The sequence below is a fragment of the Saccharothrix saharensis genome (assembly GCF_006716745.1).
GTDB lineage: Bacteria > Actinomycetota > Actinomycetes > Mycobacteriales > Pseudonocardiaceae > Actinosynnema > Actinosynnema saharense.
Map to the genome: position 1 here is coordinate 2,569,020 of NZ_VFPP01000001.1, position 17,420 is coordinate 2,586,439.

Below are 17,420 nucleotides of genomic sequence, written 5' to 3' on the forward strand. Positions count from 1 at the left end.
GGCTCGCGGTCGGCCATTCGACCGCGTGCGGGCGCGCCGGCCCCAGCGCGCCCGCACCGCCGTCACCAGTGCAGGTCCGGCAGTTCCGCGATCCGGATGAGGTCCGCCTCGGTCAGGAGCGGGCTCGGCCGGGTCGGGCGGTCGGGCCCGGTGCCGTCGTCGGCGCCGTTGGCGGTGTGAACGCCGATCCGGCTGCCGTCGGCCGCCTTCGCGTGCAGTGAGAGCCTGGTGAGGCCGCCGGTGGTCAGCGTGTCCAACGCGCCCTGGCGGCCGTTCGACAACCCGACCAGCCGGCAGTCCGGGCGGCCGCCGCAGTCCACCTCGCCGCCGTTCGGCTCGTCCACGGTCACCATCACCCAGCCGCGGCCCGCCGCGTCGGCCAGGTTGGCGACGGCGCGGTAGCCGCCCTGCCGGACGCGGAAGTCCAACGCCTCGCCGGCCGGGGTCGGCTCGACCTCGACGCCGGCCGGCAGGACACCGGCCAGCACCCGGTCGAGCTCGGCCGCACGGCGGTCCGACGGGGCCGCCGGCACCGGGCGACCCGTCCACCGCACCCGCAGCTGCGGCGCGGTGGCGATGGCGAGCAGCCCGTCGTCGTCGAAGACCCGGTTCTTCGAGCCCATGCCCCCGGTCTCCATGACGCTGACGTACGTGCCGTCGGAGCGCCACACGTCGGCGGTGACCAGGGTCGTGTCCCCCGTCGGCTCGACCGTGAGGCGCGCCGTGGAGCCGTCGGGCAGCGCCCGGACCGAGCACTGCGTCTCCGGCGTGAACCGCACGCACTCACCCGGCGGCTGCCCGCCGAGCGGCCGCACGTAGACGATCGCCACCCGGTCGCCGGTGAGGCGGAAGTCGCCGCCCCAGCTCTCGTCGATGGCGCACAACCGCAACGGCGTCGCCTCCACCCCCGCCGGCAGGGGCAGCGCGAACCGCCCGAACGCCTCGGTGAGCCGACCGGACTCGGCCAGCTCCTCCGGCGTCGCGGAGCCACGCGGCAGATCGGGGAAACCACCCGTCATCCGCGATGCCGCGCAACCCTGCGGCGTCGGTGCCGCGGACGACGTCGCGCTCGTCGTGGGCGTGGTCGAGAGGGCGTCCGCGGCCGGCGCCGACGTCGGCGTGAACGCGCCGCTCACCGTGACCGCGACCACCGCGACGACCCCCGTCGCGGTGGCGGTCAGCACGCCGAACCTCCGCCGGGCCCGCCGCTTGCGCCCGTCCCGCACGACGCGCTCGAACTCCAGGCCCGACGCGGGCTCGTCCGCCAGCGCCGACCGGATCATGTCCCGCACCTCGTCACTCACGCGCCCTCCCACAGCACGGTCCGCCGGGTCGCCAACGCACGCCGCAGGGTGTCCAGCCCCTTGGACACCTGGCTCTTCACCGTTCCCTCGCTGCACCCCAGCGCCGCCGCCGTCTCGGCGACCGGCAGGTCCTCCCAGTACCGCAGGACGACCGCGGCGCGCTGCCGGGGCGGCAGCGCGGCCAACGCGCGCCGCACGTCCATGGCCTCCTCGACCCCGGTCGACACCTCGGCCGGCTCGGGCAAGGACTCGACCACCGTCTCCGGCCGCCGTCCCCGCCACCGCGACTCGTCGATCACGGCGCGCACCAGCACCTTGCGCACGTACGCGTCGACTCGCCCGTCCCGGTCCAGCCGCCCCCAATGCACGTAGACCTTGGCCAGCGCGGTCTGCGCCAAGTCCTCGGCCCGGTGCCAGTCACCGCACAACAAGAACGCGGTCCGCCGCACGACGCCCGCCCGTGCCTCGAAGTACGCCCGGAACTCGCGGTCCCGATCGTGCACGTGACACCTCCTCCACTCGGTCACCCCCTATACGGCGGCGGCCCGGGTCCCGTTGCCCGTAACTTTGCGTGACGAAGGGCCCGTGCGCCCCCGAGCGCACGGGCCCTGCCCCCTCGGTCCCGACCGAGCGGCCTACTCCTCCCGGGCCCAGGCCTTGGCCAGCTTGAGCTTCCCGCCGGTGTGCAGCAGCGACCCCGAGTACAGCCGGCTCGCCAGCAGCACGATCAGCACCACCGTCCCGGCCAGCAGCCCCAGCGCCAGCAGCGGCTCCCACACCGCCGCGTCGCCGGCGAACAGCCGCACCGGCATCGCGATCGCCGACGAGAACGGCAGGAACGACAGCACGGTGAGCACGGCGGCGTTGTCGGAGAAGAACATCACGCCGAAGTACGGACCCATCACCAGGATCATCACCAGGCCCATGCTCGAACCCAGGTCCTCCTGCCTGCTGACCAACGACCCGGCCACCGCCCACATCGACGCCAGCAGCACGAACCCCAGCACCAGGAACGGCACGAACCAGCCCAGCGCGGGCGCGACCAGCGCCAACAGCTCCTGGTGACCGCCCAGCCGCAACGCCACCGGCGCGGCCACCGCGATCACCACCACCTGGCCGATCGTCAGCAGGGAGTGCCCCGCGATCTTGCCCGCGAGCAGGGCGCGCACCGGGATCGTCGACACCAGGATCTCCACGATCCGGGTCTGCTTCTCGGTGACCGTGCTCTGCGCGATCGCCGTCCCGCTCATCCCCACGATGAGGAACACCAGCGCGAACACCATGATCGCCAACTGCCGCTGGCCCTGCCCCACCTCGGCCGGGTCGAGCAGGTCGACCGGCGGCGCGGTGCGCAGCGCGGCCAGGACGTCGGTCGGCGGGTCGGCCAGCGCGACCACGCGCACACCGGTGGCCGAATCACCGGCGGTGTCCGGCACGACCGCCGCCTCGACCTCCTCCGACCGGATCAACGCCTCCGCCGCGGCCACGTCGGCGACCTCGCGGACCTCCAGACCGCTGCCGGTCAGCACGTCGGCGGCCCGCGCGCCGACCGCGGCCACCTTGGTCTCACCGCCGCCGAGGACGTTCGGCAGGATCGACATCGCGAACAACCCCACCACGATCACCGCGAGGCCGATCCAGAAACCCTTCGCGCGCAGGAACGTCCGCACCTCGCGTTCGGCGACCAACCGGGTGGCCGCCGCGAAACCCCGAGCCGCGCCGTCCTGCTCCGTCACGCCGGTCATCAGATCGCCTCCATGAAGATCTCGTCGAGCGTGGGCACCACGGGCGTGAAGCCGCGCACCGGACCGCGGCGCAACGCGGCCTCCAGGACCACCTGGTCCACGTCGGCGACGCCGTCGGGCTCGAACACCACGCGCGGCCCGTCGACGTCGACCACCCGCACGCCCGGCACGTCCCGCACCCAGCCCGCGTCGGACGCCACGACCAGCTCGAACCGGGTCGTGCCGTACCGGGCGCGCAGCTCGTCCCGCGCGCCGGCGGCCGTGACCCGCCCGCCGGAGATGATCACCACGTCGTCGCACAGCCGTTCCACGACCGACAGCTGGTGGCTGGAGAACAGCACGGGCACGCCGTTCGCGGCCCGCTCCCGCAGCACGCCCAGCACCGTCTCGACCGCGATCGGGTCCAGCCCGGAGAACGGCTCGTCCAGGATCAGCATCACGGGGTCGTGCACCAGCGCGGCGGCGACCTGCGCGCGCTGCTGGTTGCCCAGCGACAGCTCCTCGAGCTTGTCCTCGGCCCGGTGGCCCAGTTCGAGCTGGTCGAGCAGGCGTTCGGTGTTGCGGCGCGCGGCGGCGGCGTCCAGGCCGTGCAGCCGGCCGAGCCAGGCGATCTGCTCGGCCACGCCCATCTTCGGGTACAGGCCGCGCTCCTCGGGCATGTACCCGAACCGCTGCCGCACCGCGCCGGTCACCGGCGAGCCGTGCCAGGCGACCGTGCCGCCGTGCGCGGCCAGGACGCCGAGGACGATGCGCATGGTGGTGGTCTTGCCGGACCCGTTCGCGCCCAGGAACCCGGTCATGCGGCCGGGCCGGACCTCGAACGACACCCCGTCCAGGACCCGGTGGTCGCCGAAGCTCCGGCTGACCGACGTGACTGTCAACATGGCCACAACGCTAGGTCGCCGCGGCCTGCCGCACGTCCGGCCCGAGATCGACTCCGGGGGTCCTCCTCGCGGAGGACCCCGCGCGTCACGCCCGGCCCGGCTCCACGATCCCGTGCTCGTAGGCGAACACGACGGCGTGCGTGCGGTCGCGCAGGTCCAGCTTGGCCAGGATGCGCGACACGTGCGTCTTCACCGTGGTCTCGCCCAGGTACAGCGCGGCCGCGATCTCGGCGTTGCTCGCGCCGCGGGCGAGGTGGACCAGCACTTCGAACTCGCGGTCGGTGAGCTCCGGCGGCCGGCGCGCGGGCGTGGCCGGGGAAGGCGCGGTGAACCGAGCGATGACGCGGCGGGTGACCTCGGGCGACAGCAGCGCGTCACCCCGTGCGACGACCCGCACCGAGTCGACCAGGTCCTCCGGCGAGGCGTTCTTGAGCAGGAAACCGCTCGCGCCCGCCCGCAACGCCTCGAACAGGTAGTCCTCGCGGTCGAACGTGGTCAGGATGACCACCTTGATCGGGTGGCCCGCGCCGTCCGGGCCGAGGATGCGCCGGGTGGCCTCCAGCCCGTCCACACCCGGCATCTGCACGTCCATCAGCACCACGTCCGGCTGGAGCCGGCCGACCACGGCCACGGCCTCGACGCCGTCCCGGGCCTCGCCGACCACCTCGATGTCGTCCTCCGTGCCGAGGATGACCCGGAAGCCCGCCCGGACCAGGTCCTGGTCGTCGGCGAGCACCACGCGCAGGGGAGCCGTCATGCGGGGAACCTCGCACGGACCCGGTACCCGGCGTCACGGCGGGGTCCGGCTTCCAGCTCGCCACCGTGCACCGCGACCCGTTCCCGCATGCCGACCAGGCCGAACCCCGCCCCGGTCGGCGTGCCGCCGCGCCCCCGGCCGTCGTCGGCCACCTCGACCTCCAGCGAGTTCTCCAGGAACCGCACGCGCACGTCGGCCTTGCGCGCGTCGGCGTGCTTCACCACGTTCGTCAACGACTCCTGCACGATCCGGTACACCGACAACGCCACGCCCTCCGGCACCGGCCGCGGTTCCCCGTACACGCCGTGCGCCACGTCGAGCCCGGCCGACCGGGCCTGCTCGGCCAGCTCGGGCAACTGGTCCAGCCCCGGCGACGACGTCTCGCCCGTGGTGGGCGGGTGCTTCCGGTCGGTCTCCCGGTCGGTCTCCTGGTCGGCCCGCAGCACGCCGAGCAGGCCCCGCAACTCGCCGATGGCCGTCCGCGCGGTCTCCTCGACGGTCTTCAACGCCTCCCGAGCCAGGCCGGGGTCGCGGTCGAGCACCCGCCGCGCCGCGCCCGCCTGCACGCCCATGACCGACACGTGGTGCGCCACGACGTCGTGCAGGTCGCGGGCGATCCGCACGCGTTCGGCGACGATCGCGCCCCGCGTGTTCTGCTCCTGGGACCGGCGCAACTGCTCGGCCCGGTGCTCCAACTCGGCCTGCCGCCGCGCCGACACCCACGCCATGTCGCCGAAGAAGTACGCGGACAGGAAGAACAGCACGTTGAACCCGATGCCGTACAGGACGGTCGCGAGCACGGGATCGAGCGGCCCGGCCGCGCCCTCGAACGGCGGCGCGGGCTCCAGCAAGAACTTCACCAGCCCGAACCCGAGCCACCCGAACATCGCCACGACCACCGCGACCCGCCCCCACCGCGCCCGCGCCCGGTCCTGCCCCCACGCGCCGGCGCTGAAGATGGCCAGGAACAACGCGACGGAGGGCACAAGGTTGTCCGCGACCTGTCGCGTCTGCACGACGATGAGCAGCGCGCCGAGGACGAACATCACGGTGAGGGGGTAGCGCCGCCGTGCCACGAGGGGCAGCGTCAGGGCCGCGCCCCAGGCGAGCTGCTCGGCCAACGGCGGCCCGTCGTCCCAGGGGCTCGCGCCCATGCTGTTGATCAGCACGGTCACCACCGCGGCGCCCGCCGGTGCGGCGAGCGCCAGCCAGACGTCGTCGCGCCACCCGGCCGGGCCGGGCCCGGGACGCCGCCACTGCGCCCAGTCGGGCTCGCGCGAGGGTTCGTCCGTCATGCCGGGAAACGTAACCCGACTCCCCGTTCCAGTCGGCGTCGGACCACCCGCGACCCGGTTGTGACGGCGCGGTTCGCCGGCTGTCGGCCCCTCCTCGCGGCCGGCGCTCGACGTTTCGTCGACTGGCCACAACCTCCACCTGCCAGTACGTTGACCAGGTTCGACGTTGAGCACTGGCTCCACGATCAGGTGAACCTGGCACAACCCTTCTTCGGAAACGCCGTTATCCGACCTGTGAAACGTCGGTTGGAACGAAGAGGAGACCCGAGCAACCACCCCTGCCCCCGACCCGCCCCGGCACCCCCGGATGACCGGCTGCCCATCGCCGGACCAACGCCGTCCCGCAGCGACCCGCCCCACGGTGGATCGGCCCGCCTGGCGTCGGGCCGCGCCGCGGTCTGCGGCGGGTTGGCCCGTCCGGTGTGAGGCCGCCGGCACCGGCCTGTGGCGGATTGGCCCGTTCGGCGTCGAGCCGCCGCTGTCGGGCTGCGGTGCATCGGCTCGGTCGGGGTCGGAGCACCGCCGGCCGTAGCGGGCCGGGCTGTCCATCCCCGGGCCGTGGTCGGGTCGTGGTCGGGCCGCTGCGGGTAGGGCTGTCCATCGCCGGGCCATGGCCGTGTCGCAGCGGAGGAGTCGGGGTGGCGGGTGGGGAATCAGGTGGCGGTTCGGGCGGCGGTGATCACCACGGCCGTGTAGCGCATCACGAAGCTGCCGCCTGCCGCGTCCACGATCGCGCCGATGTCGGCCAGCAGGCCGCCCAGCTCCTCCGGCGGCACGAGGGTGTGGGCGCCGGAGGTCGGCAGTTGGTCCAGCCACTCGTCGCGGGTGTAGGTGCGGTTCCAGTCGAACAGCCACTCCTCCGGCTCGTCGAAGCCCCCGGCACGCCGGATGCCGTCGATCGCCCTGTCGGTCAGCGGTGAGTGGCCGGTCGCGGCGAAGGCGCGGGGGGCGAGTGGGTTCGGGGCGACGCGTCGGTAGACCTCTGCGAAGGCTTCGGCCAGGTCGGGTGGTGGTTGGCTGACGTTCCAGAACGCGGCCAGCCGGCCGCCGGGTCGCAGGACGGCCGCCGCTTTGGCGGCACCGGCGACCGGGTCGACCCAGTGCCAGCTCTGGCCCGACACCACGGCGTCGAAGACCCGGCCGGCGGGGTCCCACGACTCGAATGCGGCGACCTCGACGTCCAAGCCGCACCCCCGCGCCCAGTCGGCCATCCGGGGATCGACCTCGACGCCGAGGACGCGGCACCCGGCCGCCCGGAACAGCCGGGTCGCGATGCCGGTGCCCGCGCCGACGTCGACCACGTCCGGCCCGGGGGTGGCGGCGACGATCGCGCTCACCATGGCGTCCGGGTAGGAAGGGCGGGAGCGGTCGTAGCGGGCGGGGTCGGTGCCGAACGATTCGGCCATGGTGCGGGCTCGGTGCGGTTCGGACGGTAAAGTGGGCACGTGCCCACTATGAGTGGGCACGTGCCCACTCGTCAACCGGAGAGACGAACGGGACGAGGCGGGGACCTGAGCGGCAGAGCCAGAGTCGAGAGCAGGAGGGCGAGGAGAGCCGTGCCGACGGGAGTGACCATCCGTGACGTGCGAGAGCAGCTGTTCGACGCCGCCGACCGCATCCTGCTGCGGCACGGCCCCAGCGCGTTGACCAGCCGGGCGGTCACCGCGGAAGCCGGTGTTGCCAAGGGTGTGCTGCACCGCCACTTCGCGGACTTCGACGCGTTCCTGGCCGAGTTCGTGCTCGACCGCGTCAACCGGATGGACGCCCAAGCCGCCGCCCTGCTCGACGCCGCGGGTGCCGGCTCGGTCGCCGACAACCTCACCGACGCGCTGATCGCCCTGTTCGGGTCGGTCGCCGTGGCGATCGTCGCCCTGGTGACGTTCCGCGACGAGCTGCGCGCCCGGCTGCGCGAGACGTGGCCCGCCGGCGTCCCGGTGCTGACCGAGGCGGTCATCATGATCGCCGCCTACCTCGCAGCCGAACGCGACCTCGGCCGGCTCGCGCCCGACGCCGTGGTCGACGCGCTCGCACCGACCCTGATCGGCACCGCGCACCTGCTGTTCGCCGACCGCGGCGCACGACCGGATCGCGAGGCCGTGCACCGGGCCGTCACGGCGGTCGTCGCCGGTGCGCTGGCGCCCTGAGCGTCAGCGCGGCTCGACCCTGGTGGCCGTGTCGCCGAACACGAACGGGGACGGCTCGCACTCGGCGATGAAGTCGCCGGGGAACCCGAGCCGGAAGTCCACGGCCGCCTCCAGCCGGCGCACGGCGTCGTCGGGCAGCGTCACGTCGAGCGCCCCGAGGTTCTCGTGGAGCTGGTCCACGCTGCTCACCCCGACCAACGGCAGCACGGCGCGGGACTTGGCGCGCGTCCACGCCAGCGCCACCTGCGCGGGCCGGACCCCCAGCTCGTCCGCCACTTCCCGGACGGCACGGGCGGCCGCGCGTTCGGTGTCGGTCAGGGTTGCCGGGTCCACCCGCCGCGGGCTGGACGACCCGGACAGCTTGCCCGCCGCCAACGGCGCCCACGCCGTCACGCTCAGGCCCAACGCCTCGGCCATCGGCAGCAGTTCCCGCTCGACGTCCCGGTTCAGCAGGTTGCAGGGCACCTGGAGACCGGCGAACGGGGTCCAGTCGCGCCACTGCGCGAGGGTGTTCGCGCGCGCCACGACCCAGGCCGGCGCGTCGGAGATGCCGGTGTAGAGCACCTTTCCGGCGCGCACGGCGTCGTCCAGCGCGCGCATGGTCTCCTCGACCGGCGTGTGCCGGTCCCAGATGTGCACCCAGTACACGTCGACGTAATCGGTGCGCAGCCGGCGCAGGCTGCGGTCCAATGAGGACACCAGGGTCTTGCGGTGGTTGCCCGAGGCGTTCGGGTCGACGGCGTCGCGCGACAGCGTGTACTTGGTGCCGATGACGAACCGGTCGCGCCGCCGCACGATCTCGCCGAGCAGTTCTTCACCGTCGCCGTAGGCGGACGCGGTGTCGAGCACGTTGCCGCCCGCGTCCGCGTAGGCGTCCACGATGCGGCTCGCCTCGGCGGGGTCGTCGAAGGTCATGGTGCCCAGCAGCGGTTCCGACACGCGCAACCCGGTCTGGCCGAAGAGCCGGTACTTCATGGTCATGTCGCACAGCCTGCGGCGGCGGCCCGGCCGGAGGGAGGCCCTCACGGGGTCCCCCCTCCGCCTGGACTCGGCGACCATGAACGCGTTGGGCGGGTTCCTGCGGGCGCGCCGGGAAGCGATCACGCCGGCCGGGGTCGGCCTCCCGACCGGTCCGCGCCGCCGCACGCCGGGTCTGCGCCGCGCCGAGCCGGCGGCGTTGGCGGGGGTGAGCGTCGAGTACCTGACCCGGTTGGAACGCGGGCGCGACCGCCATCCTTCGGCGCAGGTCGTCGGCGCGTTGGCGGACGCGTTGCGGTTGTCGTCGCACGAGCGCGTGCACCTGCACCGCTTGGTGAAGGCGGGGGGGTGGTGCGTGTGCGGCGGTGGTCGAGCCGCGGCCGGTGCGGCCGACCGTGCCGGCGTTGCTGGACCGGTTGGAGCCCACCCCGGCGTTCGTCGCGGACGCGCGGGGCGACCTGCACGCCTTGACCGCCGGGTTCCGGTGGCTGGCCGCGCCGTCGGGTCTGCTCGACGTCACGCGGCCCAACCTCGCGCGGCACGCGTTCGGTGACGCGAGGGCGCGCACGACGTTCCCGGAGTGGGAGCGCGTGGCCGACGAACGCGCGGCCGCGCTGCGGGCCGCCGCGGACCTGGGCGACGGTGGTGCCGCGGTGCTCGCCGAGGAGCTGTCGATCACCGTGGGCGCGGACTTCGGCCGCCGCTTCACCGCCGGGTCGGTACCGGGCGGGACGGGTGTGGAGCGCTGGCGGCACCCGGAGGCGGGTGAGCTGCGCCTGGCCCACGAGAGCCTGACCGTGCCGGGCGACGAGGACCACCGCCTCGTCGCCTACCTGCCCGCGGACGCGGCGACGGCGCGGGCGCTGGAGGTCCGCGCCTACGCCGCCACGTCCTAGCGCCCCCGGTCAGAGGACCGCGGCCAGTTGTTCCAGCGCCGCCGACGGGTCCGGGCCGACCGGGATCAGCACCACGCTGTCCACCCCGGCCGCGAACAGCTCGGCCAGCCGGGCCCGGGCGTCCGGCGCCGTGCCGGTCACCGCGAGCTGCCGGACCCACTCCTCCGGCAGTCGGCGCACGAACTCCTCCCGGCTGCCGCACTCCCGACGCAGCGCCGCGAACTCCGCGGCGAACGGCAGCGGGGCGAGGTGCGGTGCCCAGTCCGGCTCGCCGATCCACTCCAGACCGGCTCGCACGGCGTCCACGGCCACCGACGCGTCGGAGTGGACGGCGGCCACGTTGTAGCCGACGAGGCGGTGCGGCCGGCGGGCGTCGATGTGCGCCAACGCGGCCCGCGCGTACTCCGGCGTGGTCGGCTCGGCCAGGATCGTGCCGTCCGCCACCCGGCCCGACACCGCGAGCGAGCGCGGGCCGCGCACCCCCGCCAGCACGGGCGGCGGGGTGTCCGGCACGCACGCGGCCTCCAGGCGCACCCCGGCCAGTCGGACGTACTCGCCCGGCTCGACCGGCTCACCGCGCAGCAACGCGGTCACCGCGTCCAGGTACTCCTCCAGCAGGGTCAACGGGCTGGCGGGCCACTGGCCCACCGACCGCATCCAGTCGGGCATGCCGTGCCCGATGCCGATGTCGGTCCGGCCGGGGAACAGCTGGGCCAGGGTCGCGGCCTCCATCGCGGCGAACGCGGCGTTGCGCGCGCCGACCGGCAGCAACCCGATGCCGACCCGGATGCGCCCGGTCGCCGCCAGCACCGCCGCGGCCTGGCCGACCCCGCCCCGGTACCCGAGGTCCTCCACCACCCACAGCTCGTCGAACCCGAGCTCGTCGGCGCGCCGCGCGAACGGCAGCACCCGGGACGGCGCGAGGTCGCGGGGCAGCATCACCCCGATCGATCCGGCACGACTCACGACGACTCCCTAGGTCCGCAGGTACGAAGCGCCGTTGAGGTCGAGCACGGCGCCGGACGCCCACTCGGCCGCCGGCGAGGCGAGGTAGACGACGGCGGCGGCGATCTCGTCCGGCTTCGCCACCCGCCCGAACGGGCTCTGCGCGCGCACCTCGTCGGTCACCATGTCGGCCACCCGGTCCGTGCCCACGAACCCGGGCGCCACCGACGCGACCGCGATGCCGTGCGGTGCCAGGGCGACCGCCAGCGACTGGCCCAGGGAGTGCAGCGCCGCCTTGCTCGCGCCGTACGCGGGCATGTTCGGCTCGCCCCGGAACGCGCCGCGCGAGCCGACGTTGACGATCCGACCGCGGGTGCCGCGCGCGATCATGTGCCGGGCCACGCAGTAGGACATGTCCGCCGCGCCGAAGACGTTGACCGCGAACGTGCGCCGCCACAACGCCTGCCACTGCGCGTACGGCAGGTCCACCGAGCCGAGTTCGACCAGGCCCGCGTTGTTGACCAGCACGTCGATGCCGCCGAGCGCGTCGGCGGTCGAGGAGACCACCTGCTCGATCGCCTCCGGGTCGGCCAGGTCGACGTCCGAGGAGGACAGTCCGACCACCCGGTCACCGAGGTCGCGGAAGGCGTCGACGATCGCCGCGCCGATGCCTCGGCTGCCACCCGTGACCAGCACTCCCCTGCTCACTTGGCGAACACCTGCGACTCGTCGGCGAACGCCTTGAACTCCAGCGCGTTGCCCGCCGGGTCGCGGAAGAACATGGTCCACTGCTCGCCCGGCTCGCCCGCGAACCGCAGGTACGGCTCGATCACGAACTCGGTCCCGGCCGCGCGCAGCCGATCGGCCAGCGCGTGGAACTCGGGGATCGGCAGGATCAGGCCGAAGTGCGGCACGGGCACGTCGTGGCCGTCCACCGGGTTGCGGCCGGAGTCGCCCCGGGGTCCGGGCACGACGTGCGTGACGAACTGGTGGCCGTAGAAGTTCCAGTCCACCCACTTCTCGGCCGAACGCCCCTCTTCGAGGTTGAGCACGCCGCCGTAGAACGCGCGGGCCTCGGCCAGGTCGTCGACGGGGACGGCGAGGTGGAAACCGGGTCTCATGCCTCCACCTTGACCACCACCCCCGCTAATGTCAACATTCGACATCATGGAGTTGCGCAAGGCCGACCGGCGGGGTCTCGCGGACACCGCCGCCGACCTGATCCGGGAAGCGATCCTCGGCGGCGTCTTCCCGCCCGGCTCCCCGCTGCGCGAGGTCGAGCTGGCCGCGTCGCTGGACGTCAGCCGCGGCTCGGTGCGCGAAGGCCTGGCCGTGCTGGAGCGGGAAGGGCTGGTCCGCAGCGCCTGGCACCGCGGCACGAAGGTGATCGACCTGACCGCGCGGGACGCCGAGGAGGTCTACTCGGTCCGGGCCGCGCTGGAGGGGCTGGCCGGCCGCGGCGCCATCGGCCGGGTCGACCTGGACGTCCTCGGCGGTCTGGTGGACGGGATGGCCCGGCGGCTGGCCGCGGGTGCGCCCAGCGACGAGCTGCTGGCGCTGGACATCGAGTTCCACGACGCGATCTACCGGGCCGCGGGCAACCGGCGGCTGCTGGAGGCGTGGCACGCCGTGCGGTCGCAGGTGCACCTGTTCCAGCTCACCCGCATCCGGCTCGGCCACCACGACTACCGCGCGGTCGTGGTGGACGAGCACCGCGAGATCGTCCGCCTCCTCGACGCCGGTGACGCCGCCGAGGTCACCCGCTTCGCCGAGGAGCACGTCCACTCGGCGAAGCGGGTGCTGCTCGCTCAACTCGACGGCTCGACCCGCGACACCTCCGGGTAACTCGCCGACGGGCCGTCCAGCAGGGGCTGCGGCTCGCCGCGCAGGTGCCGGTCGAAGAACGCCCGCACGTAGGCGCGGGTGATCGCCGCGCCGCGCTCGCCGGGCACCTCGCCGAAGTCCAGGCCCAGCTGCGGCCCGATCACGCCGATGTCGGTGAACGACGGGTGCTCCATGCCCGCCACCACCAGCCAGCGCTTCCACCCGGTCAGCAACGGCCAGGCGTCCGCCCAGCTCTTGACGCTCGGAGCGCCGGGCGCGAAGTTGTTCTGCCGACCCAGGAGCATGACCGGCTGCGCCATCCCGCCCGGCGGGACCGGAGTGGACAGGACGCCGTCCACGTCGATGGCGGCCCGGATGCGGGCGTCGGCGCGCGCCGCCTCCAGGCTGCTCGCCCCGCCGACGGAGTGGCCGCCCACGGCGATCCGCGCGGCGTCGACCAGGTTCGCGCCGCGGTGGTCGCGCAGCGGCCCGGACAGCTGGTCCAGCACGAACGACACGTCCACCGCGCGACCTTCGCCCAGCTTCTGCCAGAACGCCGGGTCGTGGAAGAGCCCGCAGGAGGCGCAGGGCGCGACCCGCCCGTCCGGGAACGTGGTGGCGACGTTCTCGTGGGTGTGGTCCACCACCGCGACCACGTAACCGTGGCTCGCCAGGTCCTCGGCCAGCGCGGTGAGCGTGGCGCGGGGCCGCTTGTAGCCCGGGGACAGCACGACCAGCGGCAGGCCGTGCCGCCGACCGACCGGCCGGGCGTCCACCACGGCGTTGGTGCGCACGGTGCTCAGCACGTCGGGCGGCACGGTGGTGAGGCCGCCGTCCTCCAGCACCGCCCGGGACTCGGTCGGCGTCATGTACTGCTTCTTCGGACCGCGCGCCGACGCGGCCGGGTAGAACAGCGAGACCATCAGCTCCCGGCGCACCCCGGGCACCCACGGGTCCGGGCGCGTGGTGTCCGTGAGGTGCAGCGAGGTCGTGCCCACGGGGTGGCGGCCGGTCGGCGCGGGCAGGGAGGGCGTCGCGTCCGGTTCCGGCCCGGCCGCGTGCGCGGGTGTGGCGGACAGGACGAGGCTCAGTGCGATGAGGAACGTGAGGCTGCTGCGCATGGGTCTTCTCCTCGAGTCGGCCGTCAGCCGACGAAGGTCACTTCCGGGTGGTCCGCCGACGGCCCGGCCAGCAGCGGTTGCGGCGTGCCACGCAGGTGCAGGTCGAAGAACGCGGCGGTGTACGTGCGGGTGATGGCGAGGGCGCGGTTCGCGTCGATGTCCGTGCCGATGTCGACGCCGAGCTGGTCGGCCAGCGGGCCGAGGTCGGTGAACGACGCGTGCCGGGTGCCCGCCACCACGAGCCAGCGCTTCCAGCCGGTCAACCGGGGCCAGTCCCGCTCCCACCCGCGGTACGGGCCGAGGCTGCCGGGGACGTAGAGGTCCTTGTTGCCCACGAACAGGAACGGCCGGGACAACCCCTCGGCGGGGATCGGGACGTGCGTGCTGCCGTCGAGGTCGATGCCCGCCCGGATGCGGTCGTCGGCGAGCATGGCCAGGATCGCGCTCGCGCCGCCCGCCGAGTGCCCGGCCATGGCGATGCGCGCCGGGTCCACCAGGTTCGCGCCGCGCCGGTGCCGCAGCGGGCCGGTCAGCTGGTCGAGCACGAACGACACGTCGGCCGCGCGGCCCGCGCCGAGCTTCTCCCAGAACCCGTCCAGGTGGTCCACCTCGCACGCCGCGCAGGTGGTGACCCGCCCGTCGGGGAACGTGGTGGCGACGTTCTCGTGGGTGTGGTCCACCACCGCCACGACGTAGCCGCGGCCGGCCAAGTCCTCGGCCAGCGCGGTGAGCGTGGCGCGACCGTTGATGAACCCGGGCGACAGCACGACCAGCGGTGCGCGGTGCCGGCGACCGGGCGCGGGCGGGGCGTCGACCACGGCGTTGGTCCGGGTCGTGCTCAACAGGTCCGGTGGCAGGTCGGTGAGGCCCGCGTCCTCCAGCATGAGCGCCGACTCGGTCGGCGTGACGTACCGGGACCTCGGGCCGCGCGCCGTGGCGGCCGGGTAGAACAGCGAGACCATCAGCTCGCGGTGCGTCGAGGGCACCCACGGGTCGGGTCGGGAGGTGTCCTCCAGGTGCAGCGAGGTGGTGCCCACCGGCCGGTTGCCGGTAGGCGCGGGTAAGTAGGGCGTCGTGTCCGCGAACGCCGGTGTGGCGGACAGCGCGAGGGACAGTGCGGTGACGACCGCGAGACCGCGCATGGGTTTCTCTTCTCGTGAGAGGTCAGGACAGGTGGCGCAGCCGGCGGAAGCAGAACCACGCCAGCAGCGCGGACAGCGCCAGGTACAGCGCCAGTTCGAGCCACTGCAGGGGCCAGAACCGGCTCGCCGGGTGATAGGCCAGGTGCTGGCGGTAGCCCAGCTCGGACAGCCGGGCGAAGCACTCGCGCATCCGGTCGAGGACACCCTCGTCGATGTCGCCGACCGGCACGCGCGGCAGGCAGCCGCCCACCGAGGGGGGCAGCCGGTGGACCACCGCGCCGTTCGGGTCCAGGGTCTCGTTGGCCAGCACCCACGCGCCGTCGGGTTCCAACACGCGCAGCGTCTCGGGCACGTCGCCGTCCGGTCCCGGCTCCGCCCGGACGCCGGCGATGGTGTGCGCGGTGATCGGGGTGGTCTCCTCCGTCGGCGGCAGCAGGTACGGGCGCGCCGCGAACGGGACCGCCACCTGCACGGCCGCGAACACCACCAGCGTCACCGCCATCGCCACCACGGTGCGGCGAACCAGGATCGCGACCGCGACACCGAGGACGAACGCGAACGCGGCGTACCCGAACGGCACGATCCCGCGCACGGCGAACACGACCGGCGTGATGCGCGAGTCGTACGCACCGTCGCCGGCCGGCGCATCGACGGGGCCGGCCCACCAGGTGACGACCAGGCCCAGCAGCCCGGCCGCGACCGCGGCGGCCGGCACGCCGAGACCGAGCTTGACCGCGAGCCACCGGGTGCGCGTGATGCTCTGGTTCCACACCAGGTTGTGCGTGCCGGTCTCCAGTTCGCGGGTGATCATCGGCACGCCCCAGAACACGCCGAGGACGGCGGGCACGCCGTACACCGCGAGCATGCTCGCCGAGTACAGGAACTCCACGTCGTCGAAGGCGCCACCCTCGGGCCGGGTGAGCACGAGCACCAGCGCGGCCGACGCGAGCGCCGCGTAGACCGACAGGAGCGGGAAGCGCACTTGCCGCCACGCCAGCCAGGTCATCGGACCACCCCCAGGGACGGGCGACCGACGTGCGGGTTCGCCATGTAGGCCAGGATCAGGTCTTCCAGGTCGACCTCGCCGACGTCCCACGCCGGGTCGAGGATCGGCCCGTCGGTGCGCACCAGCACGGTGCTCTGGCGGTCGGTGTGGCGCGCCGAGACGACGCGCTGGTCCGCGGGCAGGGTGTCGACGTCGCGCCGCGGGCCGGTCAGCCTGCGGTGCGTGGCCAGCAGCTCCTCGACCTCGCCGGTGACCCGGACCCGCGCGTCCACCAGCACGACGAGGTGGTCGCAGACGCGTTCCAGGTCGGCGACCAGGTGCGACGACATCACCACGCTCACGCCGTGCTCGGCCACGGCCTCCATCAGGTCCTGCAGGAACTCCCGCCGGGCCAGCGGGTCGAGCGAGGCCACCGGCTCGTCCAGCAGCAGCAGCTCGGGCCGTTTCGCGATGCCGAGCGTGAGCGCGAGCTGGGCGCGCTGGCCGCCGGACAACCTGCCCGCGGCCAGCCCGGGGTCGAGGCCGATCCGGGCGATCCGGTCGTGGGCCAGCTTGTCGTCCCAGCCGGGGTTGAGCCGCGCGCCCAGGCGCAGGTGCTCCGCCACGGTCAGGTTCGTGTAGACGGGGGTGTTCTGCGCGACGAACCCGACCTTCGCCAACTGGGCCGGGCCGCTGCCGGGCACGCCGCCGCACACCTCGATCGTCCCGCTGGAGGGTTCCAGCATGCCCGCGGCGAGGCGCAGCAACGTGGACTTGCCCGCGCCGTTCGGCCCGACCAGCCCGGTGACGTGCCCGGCCGGGATGTCCAGCTCGCAGCCGGTCAACGCCCAGTGGCGCTGGTACTTCCTGCCCAACCCGCGGGCCTTGAGCACGGTCACGCTATGTCCTCTCTGGACGCGGAGCGAAAGGTGGTGAGGAACAACGCCTCGATGCTCTCCTCGTCCAGGCCCGCGCGCCGGGCCTTGGCCAGCCAGCGCCGCAGGTCCTGGCGCAGGGGCGCCAGCGCGGCGAGCGACGTGCCGGAGAGCGTGGCGGTCACGAACGTGCCCACGCCGGGACGGGCCGCGACCAGGCCGTCGTGCTCGAGCTCGCGGTAGGCCTTGAGCACCGTGTTCGGGTTGATGGCGAGGTCGGCCACCACGTCCTTCACCTTCGGCAGCTGGTCACCCTCGTGCAGCAGGCCGAGCCGCAACGCGTGCCGCACCTGCCGGACCAGCTGCTGGTAGGGCGAGAGCCCCGACTTGCCGTCCAGGTGGAACTCGATCACGACTACCTCCATTTATCTAGCTACCTAGCACTATAGGCAGATAGGAGGTTGGTGTCGAGCGGGCGTGCTCACGGCGGTCGGGCGGTCCGCACCGGAACGGCGGGGCCGGGGC

The 17,420-nt window shown here is 73.9% G+C and carries 19 protein-coding genes and 1 pseudogene; 4 read left to right on the forward strand and 16 right to left on the reverse strand.

The window, feature by feature from the left end:
• Positions 1 to 62 precede the first annotated feature (62 nt).
• From FHX81_RS10430 to FHX81_RS10460, 7 genes are all read right to left on the reverse strand, one after another.
• Entirely contained in the window at positions 63 to 1,304 is a 1,242-nt protein-coding gene (locus FHX81_RS10430; RefSeq protein ID WP_141977333.1) for a hypothetical protein, read from the reverse strand.
• A complete protein-coding gene (locus tag FHX81_RS10435) occupies positions 1,301 to 1,807 on the reverse strand; it encodes a SigE family RNA polymerase sigma factor (protein WP_141977335.1) in 507 nt (168 codons plus the stop codon). The genes FHX81_RS10430 and FHX81_RS10435 overlap by 4 nt, the downstream gene beginning before the upstream one ends.
• 132 nt (positions 1,808 to 1,939) lie before the next feature.
• Positions 1,940 to 3,049: an ABC transporter permease gene (locus FHX81_RS10440; RefSeq protein WP_141977337.1), complete on the reverse strand. Its 1,110-nt coding sequence runs from the start codon at positions 3,047 to 3,049 to the stop codon at positions 1,940 to 1,942.
• Positions 3,049 to 3,933, reverse strand: a complete 885-nt coding sequence (locus tag FHX81_RS10445) for an ABC transporter ATP-binding protein (RefSeq protein WP_141977339.1) — start codon at positions 3,931 to 3,933, stop codon at positions 3,049 to 3,051. The genes FHX81_RS10440 and FHX81_RS10445 overlap by 1 nt, the downstream gene beginning before the upstream one ends.
• Before the next feature lie 85 nt (positions 3,934 to 4,018).
• Positions 4,019 to 4,690: a response regulator gene (locus FHX81_RS10450; protein ID WP_141977341.1), complete on the reverse strand. Its 672-nt coding sequence runs from the start codon at positions 4,688 to 4,690 to the stop codon at positions 4,019 to 4,021.
• Positions 4,687 to 5,985, reverse strand: a complete 1,299-nt coding sequence (locus FHX81_RS10455) for a sensor histidine kinase (protein ID WP_141977343.1) — start codon at positions 5,983 to 5,985, stop codon at positions 4,687 to 4,689. Before FHX81_RS10455 ends, FHX81_RS10450 begins: the two co-directional genes overlap by 4 nt.
• 653 nt (positions 5,986 to 6,638) lie before the next feature.
• Positions 6,639 to 7,430 (reverse strand): class I SAM-dependent methyltransferase, encoded by a 792-nt coding sequence (locus tag FHX81_RS10460; RefSeq protein ID WP_342787186.1) that lies wholly within the window; start codon positions 7,428 to 7,430, stop codon positions 6,639 to 6,641.
• A 111-nt stretch (positions 7,431 to 7,541) separates the two neighbouring features.
• On the opposite strand from FHX81_RS10460, the gene FHX81_RS10465 reads away from it, so the two are divergent.
• A complete protein-coding gene (locus FHX81_RS10465) occupies positions 7,542 to 8,129 on the forward strand; it encodes a TetR/AcrR family transcriptional regulator (protein WP_141977345.1) in 588 nt (195 codons plus the stop codon).
• Positions 8,130 to 8,132: 3 nt separating this feature from the next.
• On the opposite strand, the gene FHX81_RS10470 is transcribed toward FHX81_RS10465, so the two are convergent.
• The gene (locus FHX81_RS10470; RefSeq protein ID WP_246107745.1) at positions 8,133 to 9,155 is read right to left on the reverse strand and encodes an aldo/keto reductase; all 1,023 of its coding nucleotides are present in this window, start codon (positions 9,153 to 9,155) and stop codon (positions 8,133 to 8,135) included.
• Between the two features lie 31 nt (positions 9,156 to 9,186).
• Here FHX81_RS10470 and FHX81_RS41920 point away from each other — a divergent pair.
• A pseudogene (locus FHX81_RS41920) lies at positions 9,187 to 9,372 on the forward strand (helix-turn-helix domain-containing protein); the annotation flags it as partial.
• 100 nt (positions 9,373 to 9,472) lie between these two features.
• On the forward strand, positions 9,473 to 10,003 hold the full coding sequence (locus FHX81_RS41925) for an MmyB family transcriptional regulator (RefSeq protein WP_246107746.1): 531 nt from the start codon (positions 9,473 to 9,475) through the stop codon (positions 10,001 to 10,003).
• A gap of 9 nt (positions 10,004 to 10,012) precedes the next feature.
• On the opposite strand, the gene FHX81_RS10480 is transcribed toward FHX81_RS41925, so the two are convergent.
• The 3 genes from FHX81_RS10480 to FHX81_RS10490 are packed head-to-tail and all read right to left on the reverse strand — an operon-like array spanning position 10,013 to position 12,069.
• Positions 10,013 to 10,969: an LLM class flavin-dependent oxidoreductase gene (locus FHX81_RS10480; protein ID WP_246107747.1), complete on the reverse strand. Its 957-nt coding sequence runs from the start codon at positions 10,967 to 10,969 to the stop codon at positions 10,013 to 10,015.
• Between the two features lie 9 nt (positions 10,970 to 10,978).
• On the reverse strand, positions 10,979 to 11,656 hold the full coding sequence (locus tag FHX81_RS10485) for an SDR family NAD(P)-dependent oxidoreductase (RefSeq protein ID WP_141977347.1): 678 nt from the start codon (positions 11,654 to 11,656) through the stop codon (positions 10,979 to 10,981).
• Positions 11,653 to 12,069, reverse strand: coding sequence for a VOC family protein (locus FHX81_RS10490; protein ID WP_141977349.1), 417 nt, complete (start codon positions 12,067 to 12,069; stop codon positions 11,653 to 11,655). The genes FHX81_RS10485 and FHX81_RS10490 overlap by 4 nt, the downstream gene beginning before the upstream one ends.
• Positions 12,070 to 12,115: 46 nt before the next feature.
• Here FHX81_RS10490 and FHX81_RS10495 point away from each other — a divergent pair, with 46 nt between their 5' ends.
• Positions 12,116 to 12,793: a GntR family transcriptional regulator gene (locus FHX81_RS10495; RefSeq protein WP_246107748.1), complete on the forward strand. Its 678-nt coding sequence runs from the start codon at positions 12,116 to 12,118 to the stop codon at positions 12,791 to 12,793.
• Here the strand turns inward: FHX81_RS10495 and FHX81_RS10500 are convergent.
• From FHX81_RS10500 to FHX81_RS10520, 5 genes are read right to left on the reverse strand one after another with little or no spacing between them, the layout of a single operon-like run.
• Entirely contained in the window at positions 12,757 to 13,893 is a 1,137-nt protein-coding gene (locus FHX81_RS10500; RefSeq protein WP_141977353.1) for an alpha/beta hydrolase family protein, read from the reverse strand. The genes FHX81_RS10495 and FHX81_RS10500 overlap by 37 nt on opposite strands.
• 23 nt (positions 13,894 to 13,916) lie before the next feature.
• Complete coding sequence (locus FHX81_RS10505; protein WP_141977355.1) at positions 13,917 to 15,035, reverse strand: alpha/beta hydrolase family protein; 1,119 nt, start codon at positions 15,033 to 15,035, stop codon at positions 13,917 to 13,919.
• Between the two features lie 22 nt (positions 15,036 to 15,057).
• Positions 15,058 to 16,041, reverse strand: a complete 984-nt coding sequence (locus FHX81_RS10510; protein ID WP_141977357.1) for an ABC transporter permease subunit — start codon at positions 16,039 to 16,041, stop codon at positions 15,058 to 15,060.
• The gene (locus tag FHX81_RS10515) at positions 16,038 to 16,919 is read right to left on the reverse strand and encodes an ABC transporter ATP-binding protein (RefSeq protein WP_141977359.1); all 882 of its coding nucleotides are present in this window, start codon (positions 16,917 to 16,919) and stop codon (positions 16,038 to 16,040) included. The genes FHX81_RS10510 and FHX81_RS10515 overlap by 4 nt, the downstream gene beginning before the upstream one ends.
• Positions 16,916 to 17,308 (reverse strand): GntR family transcriptional regulator, encoded by a 393-nt coding sequence (locus FHX81_RS10520; protein WP_170231999.1) that lies wholly within the window; start codon positions 17,306 to 17,308, stop codon positions 16,916 to 16,918. Before FHX81_RS10520 ends, FHX81_RS10515 begins: the two co-directional genes overlap by 4 nt.
• Between the last annotated feature and the right edge of the window lie 112 nt (positions 17,309 to 17,420).